The organism is Enterobacter sp. HG048, from assembly GCF_024702055.1.
Taxonomy (GTDB): domain Bacteria; phylum Pseudomonadota; class Gammaproteobacteria; order Enterobacterales; family Enterobacteriaceae; genus Enterobacter; species Enterobacter dykesii.
This window is the reverse complement of sequence record NZ_JANLIZ010000007.1, coordinates 44,765-65,047: the sequence shown is the minus strand read 5'-3', so window position 1 is coordinate 65,047 and position 20,283 is coordinate 44,765. Positions and strand designations below refer to the sequence as shown.

General features: G+C 58.4%; 17 protein-coding genes and 1 riboswitch. Of the genes, 4 read left to right on the top strand and 13 right to left on the bottom strand.

Going from position 1 to position 20,283, the window contains the following annotated elements; genetic code table 11:
* Nucleotides 1–92: 92 nt before the first annotated feature.
* The 4 genes from polB to araB all read right to left on the bottom strand — a co-directional run bounded on the left by polB (nucleotide 93) and on the right by araB (nucleotide 6,490).
* Entirely contained in the window at nucleotides 93–2,450 is a 2,358-nt protein-coding gene (gene polB, locus NUX24_RS10705; protein WP_257831445.1) for a DNA polymerase II, read from the bottom strand.
* Nucleotides 2,451–2,524: 74 nt separating this feature from the next.
* Nucleotides 2,525–3,220: an L-ribulose-5-phosphate 4-epimerase gene (gene araD, locus NUX24_RS10700; protein WP_039260840.1), complete on the bottom strand. Its 696-nt coding sequence runs from the start codon at nucleotides 3,218–3,220 to the stop codon at nucleotides 2,525–2,527.
* A 47-nt stretch (nucleotides 3,221–3,267) separates the two neighbouring features.
* Nucleotides 3,268–4,770 (bottom strand): L-arabinose isomerase, encoded by a 1,503-nt coding sequence (araA, locus tag NUX24_RS10695; protein WP_023310371.1) that lies wholly within the window; start codon nucleotides 4,768–4,770, stop codon nucleotides 3,268–3,270.
* Between the two features lie 10 nt (nucleotides 4,771–4,780).
* Complete coding sequence (gene araB / locus NUX24_RS10690) at nucleotides 4,781–6,490, bottom strand: ribulokinase (protein WP_257831442.1); 1,710 nt, start codon at nucleotides 6,488–6,490, stop codon at nucleotides 4,781–4,783.
* A gap of 337 nt (nucleotides 6,491–6,827) precedes the next feature.
* Here araB and araC point away from each other — a divergent pair, with 337 nt between their 5' ends.
* Both araC and NUX24_RS10680 read left to right on the top strand, forming a co-directional pair.
* Nucleotides 6,828–7,673, top strand: coding sequence for an arabinose operon transcriptional regulator AraC (gene araC / locus NUX24_RS10685; RefSeq protein WP_193805055.1), 846 nt, complete (start codon nucleotides 6,828–6,830; stop codon nucleotides 7,671–7,673).
* A 128-nt stretch (nucleotides 7,674–7,801) separates the two neighbouring features.
* Entirely contained in the window at nucleotides 7,802–8,569 is a 768-nt protein-coding gene (locus NUX24_RS10680; RefSeq protein WP_023310374.1) for a DedA family protein, read from the top strand.
* Nucleotides 8,570–8,612: 43 nt separating this feature from the next.
* On the opposite strand, the gene thiQ is transcribed toward NUX24_RS10680, so the two are convergent.
* The 4 genes from thiQ to sgrR form a co-directional block, all read right to left on the bottom strand.
* Complete coding sequence (thiQ, locus tag NUX24_RS10675; protein ID WP_214577061.1) at nucleotides 8,613–9,314, bottom strand: thiamine ABC transporter ATP-binding protein ThiQ; 702 nt, start codon at nucleotides 9,312–9,314, stop codon at nucleotides 8,613–8,615.
* A complete protein-coding gene (gene thiP / locus NUX24_RS10670) occupies nucleotides 9,298–10,908 on the bottom strand; it encodes a thiamine/thiamine pyrophosphate ABC transporter permease ThiP (protein WP_047651549.1) in 1,611 nt (536 codons plus the stop codon). The genes thiQ and thiP overlap by 17 nt, the downstream gene beginning before the upstream one ends.
* Nucleotides 10,884–11,867 carry a thiamine ABC transporter substrate binding subunit gene (gene thiB, locus NUX24_RS10665; protein WP_257831437.1) on the bottom strand — a complete coding sequence of 328 codons (984 nt, stop codon included), beginning with the start codon at nucleotides 11,865–11,867 and terminating at the stop codon, nucleotides 10,884–10,886. The genes thiP and thiB overlap by 25 nt, the downstream gene beginning before the upstream one ends.
* A gap of 31 nt (nucleotides 11,868–11,898) precedes the next feature.
* A riboswitch (TPP riboswitch) is annotated at nucleotides 11,899–11,999 on the bottom strand.
* A gap of 36 nt (nucleotides 12,000–12,035) precedes the next feature.
* Nucleotides 12,036–13,691, bottom strand: a complete 1,656-nt coding sequence (gene sgrR, locus NUX24_RS10660; RefSeq protein WP_193805051.1) for an HTH-type transcriptional regulator SgrR — start codon at nucleotides 13,689–13,691, stop codon at nucleotides 12,036–12,038.
* 88 nt (nucleotides 13,692–13,779) lie between these two features.
* On the opposite strand from sgrR, the gene sgrT reads away from it, so the two are divergent.
* Complete coding sequence (gene sgrT, locus NUX24_RS10655; protein WP_023310379.1) at nucleotides 13,780–13,932, top strand: glucose uptake inhibitor SgrT; 153 nt, start codon at nucleotides 13,780–13,782, stop codon at nucleotides 13,930–13,932.
* Nucleotides 13,933–14,051: 119 nt separating this feature from the next.
* The gene (locus NUX24_RS10650) at nucleotides 14,052–15,230 is read left to right on the top strand and encodes a sugar efflux transporter (RefSeq protein WP_126328855.1); all 1,179 of its coding nucleotides are present in this window, start codon (nucleotides 14,052–14,054) and stop codon (nucleotides 15,228–15,230) included.
* Between the two features lie 83 nt (nucleotides 15,231–15,313).
* Here NUX24_RS10650 and leuD read toward each other — a convergent pair whose 3' ends face one another.
* The 5 genes from leuD to leuL all read right to left on the bottom strand — a co-directional run bounded on the left by leuD (nucleotide 15,314) and on the right by leuL (nucleotide 20,173).
* On the bottom strand, nucleotides 15,314–15,919 hold the full coding sequence (gene leuD / locus NUX24_RS10645; protein ID WP_257831432.1) for a 3-isopropylmalate dehydratase small subunit: 606 nt from the start codon (nucleotides 15,917–15,919) through the stop codon (nucleotides 15,314–15,316).
* Between the two features lie 10 nt (nucleotides 15,920–15,929).
* Nucleotides 15,930–17,330 (bottom strand): 3-isopropylmalate dehydratase large subunit, encoded by a 1,401-nt coding sequence (gene leuC, locus NUX24_RS10640; protein ID WP_047651542.1) that lies wholly within the window; start codon nucleotides 17,328–17,330, stop codon nucleotides 15,930–15,932.
* 2 nt (nucleotides 17,331–17,332) lie between these two features.
* Nucleotides 17,333–18,424: a 3-isopropylmalate dehydrogenase gene (gene leuB / locus NUX24_RS10635; RefSeq protein ID WP_047060144.1), complete on the bottom strand. Its 1,092-nt coding sequence runs from the start codon at nucleotides 18,422–18,424 to the stop codon at nucleotides 17,333–17,335.
* Nucleotides 18,424–19,995 (bottom strand): 2-isopropylmalate synthase, encoded by a 1,572-nt coding sequence (leuA, locus tag NUX24_RS10630; protein ID WP_257831429.1) that lies wholly within the window; start codon nucleotides 19,993–19,995, stop codon nucleotides 18,424–18,426. The genes leuB and leuA overlap by 1 nt, the downstream gene beginning before the upstream one ends.
* 91 nt (nucleotides 19,996–20,086) lie before the next feature.
* Complete coding sequence (gene leuL, locus NUX24_RS21905) at nucleotides 20,087–20,173, bottom strand: leu operon leader peptide (RefSeq protein WP_071786497.1); 87 nt, start codon at nucleotides 20,171–20,173, stop codon at nucleotides 20,087–20,089.
* Between the last annotated feature and the right edge of the window lie 110 nt (nucleotides 20,174–20,283).

The window sequence follows — 20,283 nt, the reverse complement described above, 5'->3', positions numbered from 1 at the left end:
TTCGGCTACCGTCAAAAAAGACGGTCATCGAAAAATGGGTCCGGGAATGGAAAGGGCGCTATGGTACTGGATGGCAGCCATTTCGTCACGCGTCAAAATAGGCCAAGTTGCCCTGTCACTAGTGTAGCAAAATCATCGTCGATGAAGGGCAAAATTCCGTCGGCAACCGGCTGAAGCTGACGCGTCAGATAGTGTTCGTAATCCAGAGGAGAATGCTGATAATCCACGGGTTCCGGGCCGCTAGTGGTCCAGACGTATTTGATGGTTCCCCGGTTTTGATACTGCGGCGCGCGGCCACGGCGGACGTTTTCTTCATCCGCGAGACGTGCGGCGCGTACGTGCGGAGGAACGTTACGCTGGTACTCCGCCAGCGGGCGGCGCAGGCGCTTGCGGTATACCAGCTGCGCGTCAAGCTCGCCCGCCATCAGGCTGGCTATCGTCTCGCGCACGTAGTCCTGATACGGCTCATTGCGAAACACGCGCAGATAGAGCGTCTGCTGGAACTGCTGCGCCAGCGGCGTCCAGTCGGTACGCACCGTTTCCAGCCCTTTAAAAACCATCCGCTGCGCGTCGCCTTCCTGAATCAGCCCCGCGTAACGCTTCTTGCTGCCCTGATCGGTACCGCGAATGGTGGGCATTAAAAAACGGGCGAAATGGGTTTCAAATTCCAGCTCCAGCGCGCTGGTTAACCGCTCTTTCTGCAAATGTTCCTGCCACCAGTCGTTCACGAAGGCGACCAGCGATTTGCCGATTTGTGCGGCATCGTCTTCAGAGTGCGGGCCCTTAAGCCACACAAATGTGGAGTCGGTGTCGCCGTAGATGACGTCATAGCCCCGGGACTCAATCAGCGCTTTGGTCTGGCGCATAATCTCGTGCCCACGCATGGTGATCGAGGAGGCCAGACGCGGGTCAAAGAAGCGGCAGGCGCTGGTGCCCAGCACGCCGTAAAAGGCATTCATGATGATTTTCAGCGCCTGTGATAGCGGCTTGTTGCCGTGGCGCTTGGCCTCGTCGCGCCCGTGCCAGATGTTTCCCACGATTTCAGGCAGGCAGTGTTTTTCGCGCGAGAAGCGTGCGCCGAGGAAACCTTCCGTGCTGTGCTTATCATCCGGCTGGGCCATGCCCTCAACCAGCCCGACGGGATCGATGAGGAAGGTTCGGATAATCGACGGGTAGAGGCTTTTGTAGTCCAGCACCAGAACGGAGTCATACAATCCTGGCCGGGAGTCCATCACATACCCGCCGGGACTTGCCTGCGGCGGCACGTCCCCGAGGTTGGGGGCGACGTATCCTGCCCGGTGCATCCGCGGAAAATAGAGGTGGCTAAAGGCCGCTACGGAGCCGCCGTGTCTGTCGACGGCCAGGCCGTTTACCGTCGCGCGCTCCAGCAGGAACGGCATAATCTCGGTTTTGTGGAAGATCTGCGTGACCAGCTCGCAGTCTTTCAGGTTATAGGTGGCGAGCGCGGGTTTGTCTTCGTTAAAGCGCCGGTCAATTTCGTCCATTCTGTCCCAGGGGTTGTCGATAGATTTGCCTTCGCCAAGCAGTTCCTGTGCGACCGCTTCGAGGGAGAAAGAGGAGAAGTTCCAGAAGGCGGACTTAAGCGCCTCGATGCCGTCGATAATAAGGCGACCGTTGGCCTGCGCGAAGAAGACACCGTTCTTAAAACCGTGTTCGCGCCATTCCAGCTCGCTGTTTCCGCGGCCCAGCATCAGCGGGATGCGGTAGCGCTCTGCGTGTTTTTGCAGCACGCGCAGGTCAAACTGCACCACGTTCCAGCCGATCAGAACGTCGGGATCATAGTCTGCAAACCACTGGTTAAGCTTCTCCAGCAGCTGCGGGCGGCTGTTGACGTACTCAAGCCGGAAATCCAGCGTGGACGCATCGCCATTCGGCGGCCCGAGCATATAGACAACCCGATCGCCGCAGCCTTCCAGACCGATGCAGTACAGTTCGCCGTGGCGGGTGGTTTCGATATCCAGGGAGACCCACTTCAGCGGCGGGCGGTAGTGCGGATTCGGCTTCAGGCGCGCGTTAACGAGGCTGCCACTATGATCGGTGCCGTCGACCCAGACGGGGGCGGTAATAAACCGCTCCATCAGAAAGCGTTCCGGTGGGCGAATATCCGCCTCGTAGAGCGTAACGCCCGCCTCGCGGAGCAGCTTTTCATAGCGCATCAGCTGACGATGGGCGCGACAGTAGAGGCCGTAAACCGGCTGACGGTGGAAATCTTTCAGCTCAAGCGGAGTGATGCGCCAGCCGTTTTCGCCGCGCAGTAGCTGTTTCACTTTTTCGACGTGCGCTTCAGGAATAAAAGCCACGGATTCCTGCGGGGGAAGCGTAACGTGCAGCGGACCGTTGTCCGTCGCCAGCCAGAACGCGACCTCGGTGCCCTGAGGGGTATCCCGCCAGTGTCGGGTCAGTAAAAAGCCTTCTTGCGCCTGCGCCACACCGTTATCCCAGAAAACAAAACCAGGCCTGATTATAGCCTGGTTAAGAATTTAATGCTGGGTTTATATACAGTTTACTGCCCGTAATAGGCCTTCGCGCCGTGCTTGCGCAGGTAATGCTTATCCAGCAGGGTTTGCTGCATATCCGGCAGCTGCGGCGCCAGCTGGCGACAGAAGATCCCCATATAGGCGACCTCTTCAAGCACGATGGCGTTATGCACCGCGTCTTCCGCGTTTTTACCCCAGGCAAACGGGCCGTGGGAGTGCACCAGCACGCCGGGCATTTGCGCCGCGTCAATTCCCTGTTTTTCGAAGGTTTCGACAATCACGTTCCCCGTTTCCCACTCGTACTCCCCGTTAATCTCCGCGTCGGTCATCAGACGCGTGCAGGGAATGGTACCGTAGAAGTAGTCCGCGTGGGTGGTGCCGGTCGCCGGGATGGACTGGCCCGCCTGCGCCCAGATGGTGGCGTGGCGCGAATGGGTATGCACGATGCCGCCGATGGTCGGGAACGACCGATAAAGCAGGCGGTGAGTCGGCGTATCAGAGGACGGTTTTTTCTTACCTTCAACCACTTCGCCAGTCTCGAGGCTGACAACGACCATATCGTCTGCGGTCATCACCGTGTAATCCACGCCGGAAGGCTTAATCACGAACACGCCTTTTTCGCGGTCAACGGCGCTGACGTTGCCCCAGGTCAGGGTGACCAGATTATGTTTCGGCAGCGCCAGGTTGGCTTCGAGCACCTGACGTTTGAGATCGTCTAACATTGTTGTCTCCCTGCCCGGTGAGCGTAGCGTCACCGGGCATTCCGTACTTAGCGTTTTGAACCGTAATAGACTTCGTTCCAGCGCAGCGCGTCTTTGAAGGCGGGCAGGCGGGTATCGTTATCAATCACGGTCAGCTCGATGTCGTGCAGCTCGGCGAACTGACGCATGTCGTTCAGATCCAGCGCGTGGCTGAACACCGTGTGGTGCGCGCCGCCGGCCAGGATCCAGGCCTCAGAGGCGGTTGGCAGGTCAGGCTGTGCTTTCCACAGGGCGTTGGCGACCGGCAGTTTCGGCAGAGAGTGCGGCGTTTCAACTGCATCGACGCAGTTCACCAGCAGGCGGAAACGATCGCCGAGGTCGATCAGGCTGGCGTTGATGGCCGGGCCAGTACGAGTGTTGAAGATCAGACGCGCCGGATCGGCTTTACCGCCGATGCCGAGATACTGCACGTCGAGGATCGGTTTCTCTTCGACGGCGATTGTCGGACACACTTCCAGCATGTGGGAGCCGAGCACCAGGTCGTTGCCGTTTTCGAAGTGATAGGTGTAGTCCTCCATAAAGGAGGTGCCGCCCTGCAGACCGGTCGACATCACCTTCATGATGCGAAGCAGAGCGGCAGTTTTCCAGTCGCCTTCGCCCGCAAAGCCGTAGCCCTGCTGCATCAGACGTTGTACCGCCAGACCCGGCAGCTGTTTCAGACCGTGGAGGTCTTCAAAGGTGGTGGTAAAAGCGTGGAAGCCGCCCTGTTCCAGGAAGCGCTTCATGCCCAGCTCGATGCGCGCTGCGTCCAGTACGTTCTGACGCTTGTCGCCGTTGATTTGTGCCGCAGGCGTCAGGCGGTAGCTGCTTTCGTACTCGTCCACCAGCGCGCTTACGTCGCCGTCGCTGATTTCATTCACCACCTGCACCAGGTCGCCCACGGCCCAGGTATTCACGGAGAAGCCGAACTTGATCTGCGCGGCAACTTTATCGCCATCGGTGACCGCAACTTCACGCATGTTGTCGCCGAAACGCACCACTTTCAGATGGCGGGTATCCTGTTTGGATACCGCCTGACGCATCCAGGATCCGATACGCTGTTGCGCCTTACCATCCTGCCAGTGGCCGGTGACCACCGCGTGCTGCTGACGCATACGCGCGCCGATGAAGCCGAACTCGCGGCCGCCGTGCGCGGTCTGGTTCAGGTTCATAAAGTCCATGTCGATACTGTCCCACGGCAGGGAGGCGTTGAACTGGGTATGGAACTGCAGCAGCGGTTTGTTGAGGATAGACAGGCCGTTGATCCACATTTTGGCCGGAGAGAAGGTGTGCAGCCACACCACCAGACCGGCGCATTTATCGTCGTAGTTGGCGTCGCGGCAGATGTGAGTGATTTCGTCCGGCGTGGTGCCCAGCGGTTTCAGCACCAGTTTGCACGGCAGTTTAGCTTCCGCGTTCAGCGCGTTAACGACGTGCTCCGCGTGTTTCGTCACCTGCTGCAGCGCTTCCGGTCCGTACAGATGCTGGCTGCCAATCACAAACCACACTTCATAGTTATTAAAAATGGTCATCATCGTGTCCTTAATGGGTCAGGGTTGCCGTAGTGTCCGCGGTGCTTTTGGCCGGGGCGGCGACAGGGAGATAGTGAAGTTCGGCGCTTTTTGCCCATTGCTGGTAGCGCTGATAAAGCTGTTCAAAGCGTTGTGCCTGCTGGGCGCGCGGCTGAAGCGTGTTTTCGACGGCGCTCGCCATATGCTGCTGCGCAGTCGGAATGTCCGCATGAACGCCCGCGGCCACGGCGGCGAAAATCGCCGCGCCCAGCGCGCAGCACTGATCGGAGGCCACAATCTGCAGCGGACGGTTCAGCACGTCGCAGCAGGCCTGCATGATCACTGGGTTTTTACGGGCGATACCGCCCAGCGCCATCACGTTGTTGACGTCGATACCCTGCCCGGTGAAGCACTCCATAATGGCGCGGGCACCGAAGGCGGTGGCGGCAATCAGGCCGCCGAACAGCGCGGGGGCGTCGGTCGCCAGGTTGAGATCCGTGATCACCCCTTTCAGGCGCTGGTTGGCAAACGGCGTGCGGCGGCCGTTAAACCAGTCCAGCACCACCGGGAGGTGATCGAGAGACGGATTTTTTGCCCAGGCTTCGGTGAGCTGCGGCAGAAGCTGCTTTTTGCTGTCGGCTATCTGGGTTTTCAGTTCAGGATGTGCCGCCGCCAGCTGGTCCAGCGGCCAGCCGAGCACGCGACCAAACCAGGCGTAGATATCGCCAAACGCGGACTGACCGGCTTCGAGGCCGATAAAATCCGGCACCACGCTGCCGTCAACCTGGCCGCAGATGCCTTTCACCGCGCGGTCGCCGACGGTGGCTTTATCCGCCGTCAGGATGTCGCAGGTGGAAGTCCCGATGACTTTGACCAGCGTGTTTGGCTGTGCGCCCGCGCCCACGGCACCCATATGGCAGTCAAAGGCACCGCCCGAGATCGCCACGTTCTGCGGCAGGCCGAGGCGCGTCGCCCACTCTTCGCAGAGGGTGCCGACGGGAATATCGGCGGTGAAGGTGTCGGTAAACAGCGGGTATGTCAGGCTCTTGTTGATGATCGGATCGAGCTCGTCGAAGAAAGCGGCCGGAGGCAGACCGCCCCAGCTTTCATGCCACAGGGATTTATGCCCGGCGCTGCAGCGGCCGCGGCGGATATCCTGCGGGCGGGTGGTGCCGGAGAGCAGGGCAGGCACCCAGTCGCACAGCTCAACCCATGACGCCGCAGCCTGCGCAACGGCTGCGTCGGCACGGGTGACGTGAAGGATCTTGGCCCAGAACCATTCGCTGGAATAAATCCCGCCGATGTAGCGGGAGTAGTCTGTCTTGCCCGGCTGGTGGCACAGGCGCGTAATGGCTTCGGCCTCTTCCACGGCGGTGTGGTCTTTCCACAGCACGAACATGGCGTTCGGGTTGTCGGCAAACTCCGGGCGCAGCGCCAGCACGCGGCCTTCGGCATCCACAGGGGCAGGCGTGGAGCCGGTGCTGTCGACGCCAATCCCGACAATCTCAGCCCGCTGGGCGTCAGTCAGTTCAGCCAGGACGGTTTTGATCGCCGCTTCCATCGACTCGATATAGTCACGCGGGTGGTGGCGGAACTGGTTGTTCGGCGCATCACAGTAGCGCCCCTCTTGCCAGCGCGGGTACCACTCAACGCTGGTTGCTATCTCCTGGCCGGACGTACAGTCCACTGCCAGCGCGCGAACCGAATCGCTGCCAAAATCGAGGCCAATCGCAATTGCCATGGTGTTGCTCCATCGAAAAAACAGGTATGGAAGAACATTAGAGACTGGGGAAAAAAGTCGTCAGGCAGGATCCGCTAATCTTATGGACTAAATTGCTGTTACAACGGAAAGTGTGACGCCGTGCAAATATTCAATGTGGACATTTCTGCCGCACTTATAGACACTTTTGTTACTGGTTATCCGCCTGCTCTGGCGGACAAATCAGGGGGAAAGGCTGAAACATGGCGGACGTAAAAGCGGCGTGATGCTTTTTGGATCTTTTCGCGGGCCATTTTAAAGCTGCTTTTAGTGATATGGACAATTGGTTTCCTTCAGGACCCTTGGGAGAACTGAATCTATGGCCGAAACGCAAAACGATCCCCTGCTGCCGGGATACTCGTTTAACGCGCACCTTGTGGCGGGACTGACCCCTATCGAGGCTGAGGGATACCTCGACTTTTACGTCGACCGACCGCTCGGCATGAAAGGGTATATCCTCAATCTGACCGTGCGAGGGGAAGGGATCATCAAGAACGGTGACCAGCAGTTTGTCTGCCGCCCCGGCGATATCCTGCTGTTCCCGCCGGGGGAGATCCACCACTATGGCCGTCATCCGGATGCCAGAGAGTGGTATCACCAGTGGGTCTATTTCCGTCCGCGCGCCTACTGGCAGGAGTGGCTTTCCTGGCCAGCTATTTTTGCGCACACCGGTTTTTATCGCCCGGATGAGGTGCATCTGGCGCAGTTTCGCGAGCTTTTTGCACAGATTATCGAGGCGGGACAGGCCGGTGGTCGTTACGCCGAACTGCTGGCGATTAATCTGCTTGAACAGCTGCTGCTGCGACGGATGGAGGCGATTAACGAGTCGCTTAACCCGCCGCTGGACAACCGCGTGCGCGACGCCTGCCAGTACATCAGCGACCACCTGGCCGATAGCCAGTTTGATATCGCCAGCGTTGCTCAGCACGTCTGCCTGTCGCCGTCGCGTCTGTCGCATCTGTTCCGCCAGCAGCTTGGCGTCAGCGTATTGAGCTGGCGCGAGGATCAGCGCATCAGCCAGGCAAAGCTGCTGCTCAGCACCACCCGGATGCCGATTGCCACCGTCGGGCGCAACGTGGGCTTTGAGGATCAGCTCTATTTCTCCCGGGTATTTAAAAAATGTACCGGAGCCAGCCCGAGCGAATTCCGTGCGGGATGTGAATAAACGGTAAAAAAAGATAAACAAACAGGTGAATGCAGAAAGCAACCTGTAAACTATTCAGACAATTGTTGCCTTGACGCGGTGCGGGGCGCTAAGCAGAATCGCTGATTCGTTTTCTGACCGGAATAGTTATGCAGGCATTGCTGGAACACTTTATTACCCAGTCCGTTATGTACTCGCTCATCGCCGTGGCGCTGGTGGCGTTTCTGGAATCGCTGGCGCTGGTTGGGCTGATCCTACCCGGCACCGTCATGATGGCCGGGCTTGGGGCGCTGATTGGCAGCGGCGAGGTTAATTTCTGGCAGGCGTGGCTGGCCGGGATTATCGGCTGCCTGCTCGGCGACTGGATCTCCTTCTGGCTGGGCTGGCGCTTTAAGAAGCCGCTGCACCGCTGGTCGTTCATGAAAAAGAACAAAGCCTTGCTGGATAAGACCGAGCATGCGCTGCATCAGCACAGCATGTTTACCATCCTCGTCGGCCGCTTTGTCGGGCCAACGCGTCCGCTGGTGCCGATGGTGGCGGGGATGCTGGATCTGCCCGTCGCGAAATTCGTGGTGCCGAACATTATCGGCTGCGTTTTCTGGCCTCCGTTCTACTTCCTGCCGGGGATCCTCGCGGGCGCAGCCATCGATATTCCTGACGGTATGCAAAGCGGCGAGTTTAAGTGGCTGCTGCTGGGAACGGCCGTGCTGCTGTGGCTGGCAGCATGGCTCTGCTGGCGGCTGTGGCGCAGCGCGAAAGCCAGCGTCGATCGCCTGACGCGCTACCTTCCGCGTACTCGCCTGCTCTGGCTGGCGCCGCTGACGCTGGGCGTGGCAGTGGTAGCCCTTGTCGCGCTGATTCGTCATCCGCTGATGCCGGTGTACGGTGAGATTTTATTGAAAGTGGTGAGCCGTTAACGTGTTTGCCCTCTCCCGGTGGGAGAGGGCCAGGGTGAGGGCATCAGACCGCACGAATACCCAACAGTGAAGACGCCCCTGCCTTACCACTCAGCAGTTCTTCTGTTTTTCCATCCCACAAAATACGCCCTTCGGCAATCACCACCGATCGCGGTGCGATGCGGGCAGCATCCTCAATACTGTGCGAAACCATCAGCATCGTCAGCCGCTGGCGCTGGCAGACGTCCTGCACCAGGGCGAGCATCTCCTGGCGCAGAGCGGGATCGAGCGCCGAGAACGGCTCATCCAGCAGCAGGATCGGCTGCTCGCGCACCAGGCATCGCGCCAGCGCCACGCGCTGACGCTGGCCGCCGGAAAGCTCGCCCGGCAGCCTGTCGATGAACTCGCTGATCCCCATCTGGGCGGCAATGTTCTCCAGCTTCTGGCGCTGGGCATCGTTCAGCCTGAGTCCCGGATGCATTCCCAGCGCGATGTTTTGCCGCACCGTCAGATGGGTAAACAGGTTGTTTTCCTGAAACAGCATCGAGACAGGACGTTTTGCGGGAGGTGCGTGGGTATAATCTTGATTTTCAATGACTATCGAGCCGCTTGCCGGCTGCAGAAAACCCGCAATCAGATTAAGCAGCGTGCTTTTTCCCGCGCCGCTTGGGCCAAGTACGGCGATCATCTCCCCCTGACGCGCGGAGAGCGTGAAGCGCATCGGCAGATGCTGATAAAGCCAGGTTACATCAGTCAGTTTTAACATCACGCCCCGGAAGTTTCTCGATAACGGTAAATAAGGCAAAGCACAGCAGCAGCAGTAACAGCGCGGTGACCGCGCCGTCCTGACTGCGGTAAGAGCCGATCTGCTGATAGAGCCAGTATGGCAGCGTGCGGAAATCGTCATTGCCGAACAGCGCCACGACGCCAAAGTCTCCAATAGAGAGCACGCAGGCAAACGCCAGCGCCTGCGCCAGCGGACGTTTTAGCGCGCGCAGTTCGACCACCTTCAGCCGCTGCCAGCCCTGCATGCCCAGCGACTGGCACAGCAAACCGTAGCGGCTGTTGACGTCGCGCATCGGGTTTTCCAGCACTTTGAGCGCGTAAGGGATGGCCATCAGGGCGTTGGTAAAAATCACAATGCCGTCGGCGCTTTTCGGCAGGCCGATGGTGCTGTTGAACAGTAAAAAGAAGCCCGTCGCCAGCACGATGCCCGGCATTGCCAGAATCAGCATGCCCGTCAGCTCCAGCGCCTGTCCGGCCTTTTGGGCCTGCCGGGCATAGAGTTCACGGCTGCTCCACAGCAGCATCATGGTTAGCATGACGCACAGTAACCCAGCCGCCAGGGCGATACGCAGCGAGGTCCATGTCGCCTGCCAGAGGACGGGCTGTTGCAGGACGGACATGAGATTAAGGTTCAGTCCGTCAACAATAACGGCCATCAGCGGCGGCAGCAGAAGCAGGAGCGCCAGCGCGATCAGGATAAAATCGGTAACGCGGCTGTGCAGGCTGTCCTGCGGATCGCGCCAGCCGGTAATTTGATTACTGCCAGCGGGAATGGCTTTACTCAGCCGCTGGCTCAACAGCACCAGCGCCAGACAGCACGCCATCTGCACCATCGCCAGCAGCGCGGCGCGACCGGGATCGTAGTCGTAACTTAAGGCCTGGTAAATCGCCAGCTCAATAGTGGTGGCCTGCGGCCCGCCGCCGAGCGACAGCACGGTGGCAAAGCTGGCAAAGCAGAGCATGAAGATTAACGCCGCCACGGGCGGGATCTGGCGGCGCAGCCACGGCCATTCGACAAAGCGGAAGAATGACCAGCCGCGCATGCCGAGCTGGGCGGCAATCTGACGCTGCTCGCCGGGAATGTTTTCCAGCGCCTGCAAAAAGAGGCGCGTTGCCATCGGCATATTGAAAAACACGTGCGCCAGCAGAATGCCCTGCAGGCCGTAAGGAGAGAATGACCATTCCAGACCAAGCTCGCCGAACAGCGAAGCCAGCCAGCCCTGACGACCGTAAACGCTGAGGATCCCAAATACCGCCACCAGCACGGGCAGGATCAGCGTCATGGCGCACAGGCGCAGCAGTGCCAGCCTGCCGGGAAAACGCCGCCGGTACAGGGCGCGCGCCAGGAAAATAGCCGGGAACACCGACAGCAGGGCTGAAAGCGACGCCTGCCAGAAGGAGAACCGGATAACGTGCCAGAGGTAGCTGTCGTGCCAGAGAGCGAGCAGGTCGCTCTCCGGCGCGTTGAACCACAGCGCAAGAAAAGCCCCCAGGCTGACCACCACCATCACTGTGGCGGCGAGCAGCCCGGGAAGTAACCAGCCGGGAATCAACGGCTGACGGCGCGTTGCCATTCACTTACCCATGCTGCACGCTGCGCGGCGACCTGCTGCGGCGTAAACTTCAGCGAGGTGTTTGGTTTGGTCAGCTGCTCGAAACCTGCGGGCAGCGCAACGTTCGTGACCGGATACATCCAGTTGCCTGCGGGAATCGCATTCTGGAACGCCGGTGAAACCATAAACTTCAGGAACTTCTCGGCCAGCTCCGGCTGTTTGCTGGCGGCGGTACGCGCGGCGACTTCCACCTGCAGATAGTGCCCTTCAGCAAAATCCGCGGCAGCATAGTTATCTTTCTTCTCGGCGATGATGTGGTAGGCCGGAGAGGTGGTGTAGCTCAGCACAAGGTCGCTTTCACCTTTCAGGAACAGGCCATAGGCTTCGCTCCAGCCCTTGGTGACGGTGACGGTTTTAGCGGCCAGCTTCTGCCACGCCTCCGGCGCTTTATCCCCGTAGACTTTTTGCATCCACAGCAGCAGGCCCAGGCCTGGCGTGCTGGTGCGCGGATCTTCATAAATCACGCGCCATTTCTGGTCACTCTCAACCAGCTCTTTCAGGCTCTTCGGCGGGTTTTTCAGCTTATTTTTGTCGTAAACAAAAGCAAAGTAGCCATAGTCGAACGGCACAAAGGTGTCGTTTTTCCAGCCGCCCGGCACGTTAACGGCATCTGCCGCGACGCCGCTTTTGGCAAACAGTTTGGTCTGCGAGGCGGCTTCCAGCAGGTTGTTATCCAGCCCGAGCACCACGTCGGCCTTGCTGTTTTTCCCTTCCATGCGCAGGCGGTTGAGCAGCGATACGCCATCTTCCAGCGCCACGAACTTCAGTTCGCAGTTACAGTCCGCTTCAAAGGCTTTTTTAACCACCGGGCCAGGGCCCCAGTCGGCAGAGAAGGAGTCATAGGTGTAGACCGTCAGGACGGGCTTCGCAAAAGCAGGCAGCGCAAACAGCGCCAGCAGGGGGAGAACTTTTTTTAACACTTTGCACCTCAAAGTTGAGTGGCAAAGGATTTTGAGAGACAGCCTCAAATCCCTTCGCCGGCGTTATCCGGATCAGGTTCGACGGGTATTATCTCAGCGCACATCTGTGATGCAGCACCCCGTTGAGAACGGCGCTATTGTAATGATTTGGTGAATATTACGAAAGCGTTATGGCTCCGGCGGCGCAAACCAGGCGGATTTAAAATCAAACCAGCCCAGGGTATTCATCCGCAGGCCGCGCATGCTGCGCTGGCCCTGGATCATCAGCCAGTGGTGGATCAAGGGTACGATCGCCTGCTCGGCCAGAAGCTGCTGGCACCAGGCTGCAAGATTCATTTCGCCCGCGCGCCACAGGGCGGCATCCTGCTGCCAGTCACGGTCGATGCAGTGCTGGATCAGCGGGACTTCATACAAATGCGAGAAAAGGGAAAAATCGAGCGGCAGGGTAAAGTTGGCGCTGTTGAGCCAGATATCACTGGCGATCTCCCCCTGATGCCATTCGTCATAGTCCACTTCCCTGACCTCTAACCTGACCCCCTCGGCTGCCAGCAGCCGGGTCATGATTCTGGCGATAAAACGATGCTCCACGTGCTCGCGGTAGTAGGTCAGGGTTATGGACTCCAGCCCGGCGGGTTTGTCGCAGTGAACCGGGCGGGCGTGGTGCCAGCGCGGAAGCAGGCCGTACGCCGGGAACCAGTATGTCTGGTACTGCTCTTCCGCATGGTAAATCAGATTGGAAGGGGACAAAACGTGGCTTACCCACTTGCGGACGGCCTGGTTTGCCCCTCGGTGGGTGCGGCGGTCAAACAGAAGATAGTAGCATCCCTCCTCCAGGCGACTCTCCACGGCTTTTTCTCCCGTGGTGGGGCCTTCCAGCGTTAGGCCGGCGCTCAGCTCTTCATTGAGATCCGGTAATACCCAGACATTCACCTCGTCGATGAGCGCCCGATAGCCAAAGTAGTCATCGAACGCGCGGATTTTCAGCTGGTTGCTGGTATTGCGGGACACGGAGTAAGGCCCGGTGCCAATCGGCAGGCTGGCAAAGTTGTTCATTGATTCCCACTCGCCGGGCAAAATCATCGACGGCACGTAGCCCAGCAGCCAGGGAAGCCACTTATCCTGCTGCGACAGCTCGATATCCAGCGTCCAGGCCGTGGGCGAGTGGACCCGGGAGATATGCGAGTAGAGCGGGAGCTTGCGGACGCGTTCCAGAGAGGCGATGACGTCGTGCATTTCCAGCTCGCGGCCGTGGTGAAAGTGAATGCCGGGGCGTAAAAAGAAGCGCCAGTGGCGGGGTGAAAGCTGCTGCCAGTGGTGCGCGATATCCGCTTCTAGTTCCCCGTTTTCCTCATTTATGCGCGTCAGGCCGCTGAAGATTTGCCGGGCCATATGAGTTTCTGAGCGGCGTAACGCCGTACCGGGTAACAGATTTTTCATCGGACGGTAGTAGAGCACCCGCAGAATGTGTCGGCCCTGACGAAAGCTGCGCCCCAGATGGGAAACCAGCATCTGGCGCACGGCGGCCTTGTCGCCCACCAGCTGTACCAGCTGATCGATGCGGTCCTGCTCGAGCAGATCTTCCGCGCGCTGCTGCTGCAGCGCCAGCCCGGTATAGAGGAAGGTCAGCCGCGAGCGTTTGCCGCGTCCTGCCTCCGCTTCCCAGCTTAACCAGCCCTGCTGCTGCATGGTGTTGAGCAGCGTGCGCATATGGCGGCGGGAGCAGCTAAGCAGGTCAGCCAGCTCGTTGAGCGTGGTCTCCTGCGATTGCCCCTCGCAGCACTGCCAGAGGCGAATAAACTGTTGTTGCAGACGACCGGAAGGCATAAAAGGGGAACTCCTGACAAAAAACCAGCAATTTATTTATCCCTATATTAGGCCAATAATTCTCCCCGATGAAGCGAGGAGGTAAATTATGAAGAGGTCTACCGCACGTCAGTTTTATCAGCAGTACTTTTCAGCGACAAAAGGAGCGTCCTGGCTGGCCCGCCGGTGTGCAGAGCAACGGCTGAAAACGTTAGAAGAACTGATGCAGTGGGACGTTACAGCCCCGACCTCTTCCCGCTAACTCGCCTCGATCATGTGTGACTGAGTATTGGTGCTTATCACCCGCCAGCAAAATGTTTTTGCTGGCTTTTTTCGTTTACTATTCACCCAATTTCGATTCGCTTTCACAAGGACTTGCGCATGCTGTGGTTGATGACGATGGGGCGACGCCTGAACGGCGTGTATGCCGCTTTTATGCTGGTGGCCTTTATGATGGGCGTGGCGGGGGCGCTGCAGGCGCCGACGCTGAGCCTGTTTCTCAGCCGCGAGGTGGGGGCGCAGCCGTTTTGGGTCGGCCTGTTTTATACCGTCAACGCTATTGCCGGGATCCTGGTCAGCCTCGCGCTGGCGAAACGATCGGACAGCCAGGGCGATCGCCGCAGGCTGATCCTCTTTTGCTGCGCCATGGCCGTGGGAAACGCGCTGCTCTTTGCCTTCAACCGTCATTATCTGACGCTCATTACCTGCGGCGTGCTGCTGGCGTCGCTGGCGAATACCGCCATGCCGCAGCTGTTCGCGCTGGCCCGTGAATATGCGGATAACTCGGCGCGTGAAGTGGTGATGTTCAGCTCGGTGATGCGCGCCCAGCTTTCGCTGGCGTGGGTCATTGGCCCGCCGCTGGCCTTCATGCTGGCGTTGAACTACGGCTTTACCACCATGTTTTTCATCGCCGCCGGGATTTTTGTCATCAGCCTGGCGCTGATAGCCTTCGCGCTGCCGTCCGTGGCGCGCGTCGAACAGGCGACGGATAAACCTGTCACCGAGGTGAGCGGCTGGCAGGACAAAAACGTCCGCATGCTGTTTATTGCCTCCACGCTGATGTGGACCTGCAACACCATGTACATCATCGATATGCCGCTGTGGATCAGCAGCGATCTGGGCCTGCCGGACAAGCTTGCGGGGATCTTAATGGGAACTGCCGCCGGGCTGGAAATTCCGGCAATGATTCTGGCGGGTTACTACGTTAAGCGGTTTGGAAAGCGCAGGATGATGATCGTCGCCGTGGCGGCCGGGGTGCTGTTCTACGCGGGGCTGATCCTTTTCCATTCGCGGGAAGCGTTGCTGGCGCTGCAGCTGTTTAACGCCGTGTTTATTGGGATTGTTGCCGGGATCGGCATGCTCTGGTTTCAGGATCTTATGCCCGGCCGTGCCGGCTCGGCGACCACGCTTTTTACCAACAGCATTTCAACCGGGGTGATTCTGGCGGGCGTGATTCAGGGGGCGCTGGCGCAAAGCTATGGGCATGCATCCGTGTACTGGACGATCGCAGCGATCTCGGTCATCACGCTGGTATTGACGTGCCGGGTTAAAGACGTTTGATACTGGAAGCCGAAAAGCAATAAGAGGGCTGGAATGCAAAAATGTGCTGGAATCAGTGGCCCGCTAAGCGCGGGCCACTGCCTTTAGCCCATAAACGCAGGCTGTTTGTTCTCATACGCTGAGATAGCGTCTTCGTGCTGGAGAGTTAAACCAATGCTGTCCAGACCGTTCAGCATGCAGTGACGGCGGAAGGCATCAATGCTGAAGCTGTAGGTCTTATCCCCGGCTTTCACCACTTCTCCTTCCAGATCCACTTCAAACGAAATGCCCGGATTCGCTTTAACCAGTGCGAACAGCTCATCGACCTGTTCATCGCTCAGCGTGACGGGCAGCAGCTGGTTGTTGAAGCTGTTACCGTAAAAAATATCCGCGAAGCTTGGGGCAATGACCACTTTAAAACCGTAGTCGGTGAGCGCCCACGGCGCGTGTTCACGGGATGAGCCGCAGCCAAAGTTTTCGCGTGCCAGCAAAATGGAGGCGCCTTTATATTCCGGGAAGTTCAGAACGAATTCCGGATTAGGCACTTCTCCCTTATCGTCCAGGAAACGCCAGTCGTTAAACAGATGTGCGCCGAAACCGGTGCGCGTCACTTTCTGCAGAAACTGTTTTGGAATAATAGCGTCAGTATCGACGTTAGCGGCGTCCAGCGGGACAACACGGCCCGTATGTTGGGTAAATTTCTCTGCCATGATTGTCTCCTTATTTCAGGCTGCGAATATCGGCGAAATGGCCGGTGACTGCCGCAGCGGCGGCCATTGCCGGGCTGACCAGATGGGTGCGCCCACCGCGGCCCTGACGGCCTTCAAAGTTACGGTTGCTGGTAGAGGCGCAGCGCTCACCCGGATTCAGGCGATCGTTGTTCATGGCCAGACACATGGAGCAGCCGGGCAGGCGCCACTCGAAGCCCGCTTCGATAAAGATCTTATCCAGACCTTCGGCTTCCGCCTGGGCTTTCACCGGGCCGGAGCCAGGAACCACCAGCGCCTGAACGCCAGGCGCCACTTTGCGGCCTTTGGCAATCTCGGCTGCGGCACGCAAATCTTCGATACGGGAGTTGGTGCAGGAACCGATAAAGACTTTATCAATGGTCACGTCGGTCAACGGCACGCCGGGCTTCAGACCCATGTAGGCCAGCGCTTTTTCCGCACTGGCGCGCTCGACCGGATCGGTAAAGGATGTCGGGTCCGGGATATTGTCATTAACGGAAATCACCTGGCCCGGGTTGGTGCCCCAGGTCACCTGCGGCGCAATCTCTTCTGCCTGCAGCGTGACGACGGTGTCAAACGTCGCCCCATCGTCGGTTTTCAGGGTTTTCCAGTACGCTACCGCGTCGTCAAAATCCTGACCTTTCGGCGCGTGCAGACGACCCTTCACGTAGTTGAAGGTGGTTTCGTCCGGCGCGACCAGACCGGCTTTGGCACCCATCTCAATGGCCATGTTGCACAGGGTCATTCGCCCCTCCATGCTCAACGCCTGGATGGCTTCACCGCAGAATTCAACAACGTGACCGGTGCCGCCTGCGCTGCCGGTTTTACCGATGATGGCCAGCACGATGTCTTTGGCGGTAATACCCGGTGCGGCTTTACCCTTCACTTCAATCTTCATCGTTTTGGCGCGGCCCTGTTTCAGGGTCTGCGTAGCCAGCACATGCTCCACCTCGGAAGTGCCAATCCCGAACGCCAGAGCGCCAAACGCGCCGTGGGTTGCGGTATGGGAGTCACCGCAGACGATGGTCATGCCCGGCAGGGTGATCCCTTGCTCAGGCCCCATCACGTGGACGATGCCCTGATACGGATGGTTCAGATCGTACAGCTCAACGCCAAACTCGTTGCAGTTCTTAATCAGCTCCTGCATCTGGATACGCGCCATCTCACCCGAGGCATTAATGTCTTTGGTCTGGGTGGAAACGTTGTGATCCATCGTCGCGAAGGTTTTACCCGGCTGACGTACCGGGCGCTTGTGTGCGCGCAGGCCGTCAAATGCCTGAGGAGAGGTCACTTCGTGTACCAGATGACGGTCAATGTACAGCAGCGGGGTTTCGTTCGGTGCCTCGTAAACAACGTGCGCATCAAACAACTTTTCATATAACGTCTTAGCCATGATTACACCCCTTCAGCGACATAGCGGGCAATGATGTCGCCCATTTCATCGGTACTGACTGCCGCCGTGCCGCGTGCTAAATCACCGGTACGGACGCCTTCTTCTAACGCCCGGTTAATGGCGTTTTCAATTGCGGTTGCTGCCTCGCCTGCATCCAGGCTGTAGCGCAGCAGCAGGGCCAGGGAGAGGATCTGCGCAATCGGGTTGGCAATGTTTTTGCCCGCGATATCCGGCGCGGAACCGCCTGCCGGTTCGTACAGGCCAAAGCCTTCTTCGTTCAGGCTTGCGGAGGGCAGCATGCCCATCGAGCCGGTGATCATCGCGCATTCGTCAGAGAGAATATCGCCGAACAGGTTGGAGCACAGCAGCACGTCAAACTGGGACGGATCCTTAATCAGCTGCATGGTCGCGTTGTCGATGTACATGTGCGACAGCGCGACGTCCGGGTACTGCTTAGCGACTTCACTGACGATCTCGCGCCACAAAATGGAAGACTGCAGCACGTTCGCTTTATCAATGGAGGTTACTTTATGGCGGCGTTTGCGCGCCGACTCGAACGCGATGTGGGCGATACGTTCGATTTCGAAACGGTGATACACCTCGGTGTCGAACGCTTTCTCGTGTTGCCCGCTGCCTTCGCGTCCTTTAGGCTGACCGAAATAGATCCCGCCGGTCAGTTCACGCACGCACAGAATGTCGAAACCGTTGGCGGCGATATCCGCACGCAGCGGGCAGAACTCTTCCAGACCCTGATACAGCTTCGCCGGACGCAGGTTGCTGAACAGCTTGAAATGTTTACGCAGCGGCAGCAGCGCGCCGCGCTCTGGCTGCTCTGCCGGCGGCAGGTGTTCCCACTTCGGGCCACCGACGGAACCAAACAGCACGGCATCGGCATTTTCGCAGCCTTCCACGGTCGCTTTCGGCAGCGGCGTACCGTGGTTATCAATCGCAATACCGCCCACATCGTAGTGGCTGGTAGTTATTTTCATCGCAAAACGCGCGCGAACGGCTTCCAGTACTTTCAGCGCCTGTGCCATCACTTCCGGACCAATACCGTCGCCCGGTAACACAGCAATATGGTAATTCTTCGACATTACACGGTTTCCTTGTTGCTCTCTTTATTCTGAGCTTTGCGTTGCAACTCTTTTTCGACTTCGGCGGCGCGCCAGATGTTGTTCAGAACATGCACCATCGCTTTCGCGGAGGATTCAACGATGTCGGTCGCCAGGCCCACGCCATGGAAGCGACGGCTGTTGTAATTGACCACGATATCCACCTGACCCAGTGCATCTTTGCCGTGGCCCTTGGCCGTCAGGTCATATTTCACCAGCTCAACGTCGTACTCGGTGACGCGGTTAATCGCCTGGTAGATGGCATCGACAGGGCCGTTACCGTTAGCGGCCTCTGCTTTAATTTCATCACCGCAGGCCAGTTTGACCGAGGCGGTGGCGATGTCGCTGGAGCCGGACTGCACGTTGAAGTAATCCAGACGGAAATGCTCCGGCTCTTCCTGCTGCTTGTTAATAAAGGCCAGCGCTTCCAGGTCATAGTCGAAAACCTGACCTTTTTTGTCGGCCAGCTTCAGGAACGCGTCGTACAGCTGATCCATGTTGTAATCGCTGTCCTTATAACCCATCTCTTCCATACGGTGTTTAACCGCGGCGCGACCGGAACGGGAGGTCAGGTTCAACTGTACCTGATTCAGTCCGATGGATTCCGGGGTCATGATTTCGTAGTTTTCACGATTCTTCAGGACGCCATCCTGGTGAATACCGGAGGAGTGCGCGAAGGCGCCGGTGCCGACAATCGCTTTGTTAGCCGGAATAGGCATGTTGCAAATCTGGCTGACGGTCTGGCTGGTGCGCCAGATTTCGTTGTGATTGATGCGGGTGTGCACGTCCATAATGTCTTTGCGCACTTTGATCGCCATGATCACTTCTTCCAGCGAACAGTTGCCCGCGCGTTCGCCGATACCGTTCATCGCGCCTTCTACCTGACGTGCGCCAGCGTGGACGGCGGCAATCGCATTACCCACGGCCAGACCCAAATCATCGTGGGTGTGGACGGAGATAATTGCTTTATCAATATTCGGCACGCGGTCATACAGGCCGGTGATGATGTTGGAGAACTCAAACGGCATGGTGTAGCCGACGGTGTCCGGGATGTTGATGGTTTTCGCGCCCGCGTTGATGGCGGCTTCTACAACGCGCGCCAGGTCTTCGATTGGCGTACGGCCCGCATCTTCACAGGAGAACTCAACGTCATCGGTATAGTTGCGTGCGCGCTTAACCATGTAGACCGCGCGCTCAATAACTTCATCCAGCGTGCTGCGCAGCTTGGTTGCGATGTGCATAGGCGAGGTAGCAATAAAGGTGTGGATACGGAACGCTTCGGCGACCTTCAGCGACTCGGCAGCGACGTCGATGTCTTTCTCTACGCAGCGCGCCAGGGCACAGACGCGGCTGTTTTTAATGGTGCGCGCAATGGTCTGTACGGATTCGAAATCACCCGGAGACGAGACCGGGAAACCGACCTCCATCACGTCGACACCCATACGTTCGAGAGCCAGCGCGATCTGCAGTTTCTCTTTTACACTCAGGCTTGCCTGTAATGCCTGTTCACCGTCACGTAAAGTAGTATCGAAAATAATGACTTGCTGGCTCATGGGTTAGGTCCTTGTCAGTCTTAGGGCGCCTTGCTACGAGCATAAAAAAACCCGCGCAGTGGCGCGGGTTTCTAGTCTTACTGGTGACGATTCAACGCTGAATTTCGCCCGCCAGTCTACCGCGCACAGTGGATGCGTTTAGTAGTAGTAGACCGGTGAAACGAATGGTGCGTGTCATGAATCGTGCTCCGTTAAATTCAATATGCTTTTAGTGGTACTGGATACGGCTGTTCATGTCAACCCCTGAGGATGAAAACGGGCCCGACAGACGAGATCAACAGGATATTC

Coding starts and splice junctions, on each gene's coding strand:
- thiQ (WP_214577061.1), bottom strand. CDS start 9,314: ATGTTAAAACTGACTGATGTAACCTGGCTTTATCAGCATCTGCCGATG.
- thiP (WP_047651549.1), bottom strand. CDS start 10,908: ATGGCAACGCGCCGTCAGCCGTTGATTCCCGGCTGGTTACTTCCCGGG.
- NUX24_RS10650 (WP_126328855.1), top strand. CDS start 14,052: ATGCTGTGGTTGATGACGATGGGGCGACGCCTGAACGGCGTGTATGCC.
- leuB (WP_047060144.1), bottom strand. CDS start 18,424: ATGTCGAAGAATTACCATATTGCTGTGTTACCGGGCGACGGTATTGGT.
- leuD (WP_257831432.1), bottom strand. CDS start 15,919: ATGGCAGAGAAATTTACCCAACATACGGGCCGTGTTGTCCCGCTGGAC.
- sgrT (WP_023310379.1), top strand. CDS start 13,780: ATGAAGAGGTCTACCGCACGTCAGTTTTATCAGCAGTACTTTTCAGCG.
- araB (WP_257831442.1), bottom strand. CDS start 6,490: ATGGCAATTGCGATTGGCCTCGATTTTGGCAGCGATTCGGTTCGCGCG.
- sgrR (WP_193805051.1), bottom strand. CDS start 13,691: ATGCCTTCCGGTCGTCTGCAACAACAGTTTATTCGCCTCTGGCAGTGC.
- araA (WP_023310371.1), bottom strand. CDS start 4,770: ATGACCATTTTTAATAACTATGAAGTGTGGTTTGTGATTGGCAGCCAG.
- araC (WP_193805055.1), top strand. CDS start 6,828: ATGGCCGAAACGCAAAACGATCCCCTGCTGCCGGGATACTCGTTTAAC.
- araD (WP_039260840.1), bottom strand. CDS start 3,220: ATGTTAGACGATCTCAAACGTCAGGTGCTCGAAGCCAACCTGGCGCTG.
- leuA (WP_257831429.1), bottom strand. CDS start 19,995: ATGAGCCAGCAAGTCATTATTTTCGATACTACTTTACGTGACGGTGAA.
- leuC (WP_047651542.1), bottom strand. CDS start 17,330: ATGGCTAAGACGTTATATGAAAAGTTGTTTGATGCGCACGTTGTTTAC.
- leuL (WP_071786497.1), bottom strand. CDS start 20,173: ATGACACGCACCATTCGTTTCACCGGTCTACTACTACTAAACGCATCC.
- NUX24_RS10680 (WP_023310374.1), top strand. CDS start 7,802: ATGCAGGCATTGCTGGAACACTTTATTACCCAGTCCGTTATGTACTCG.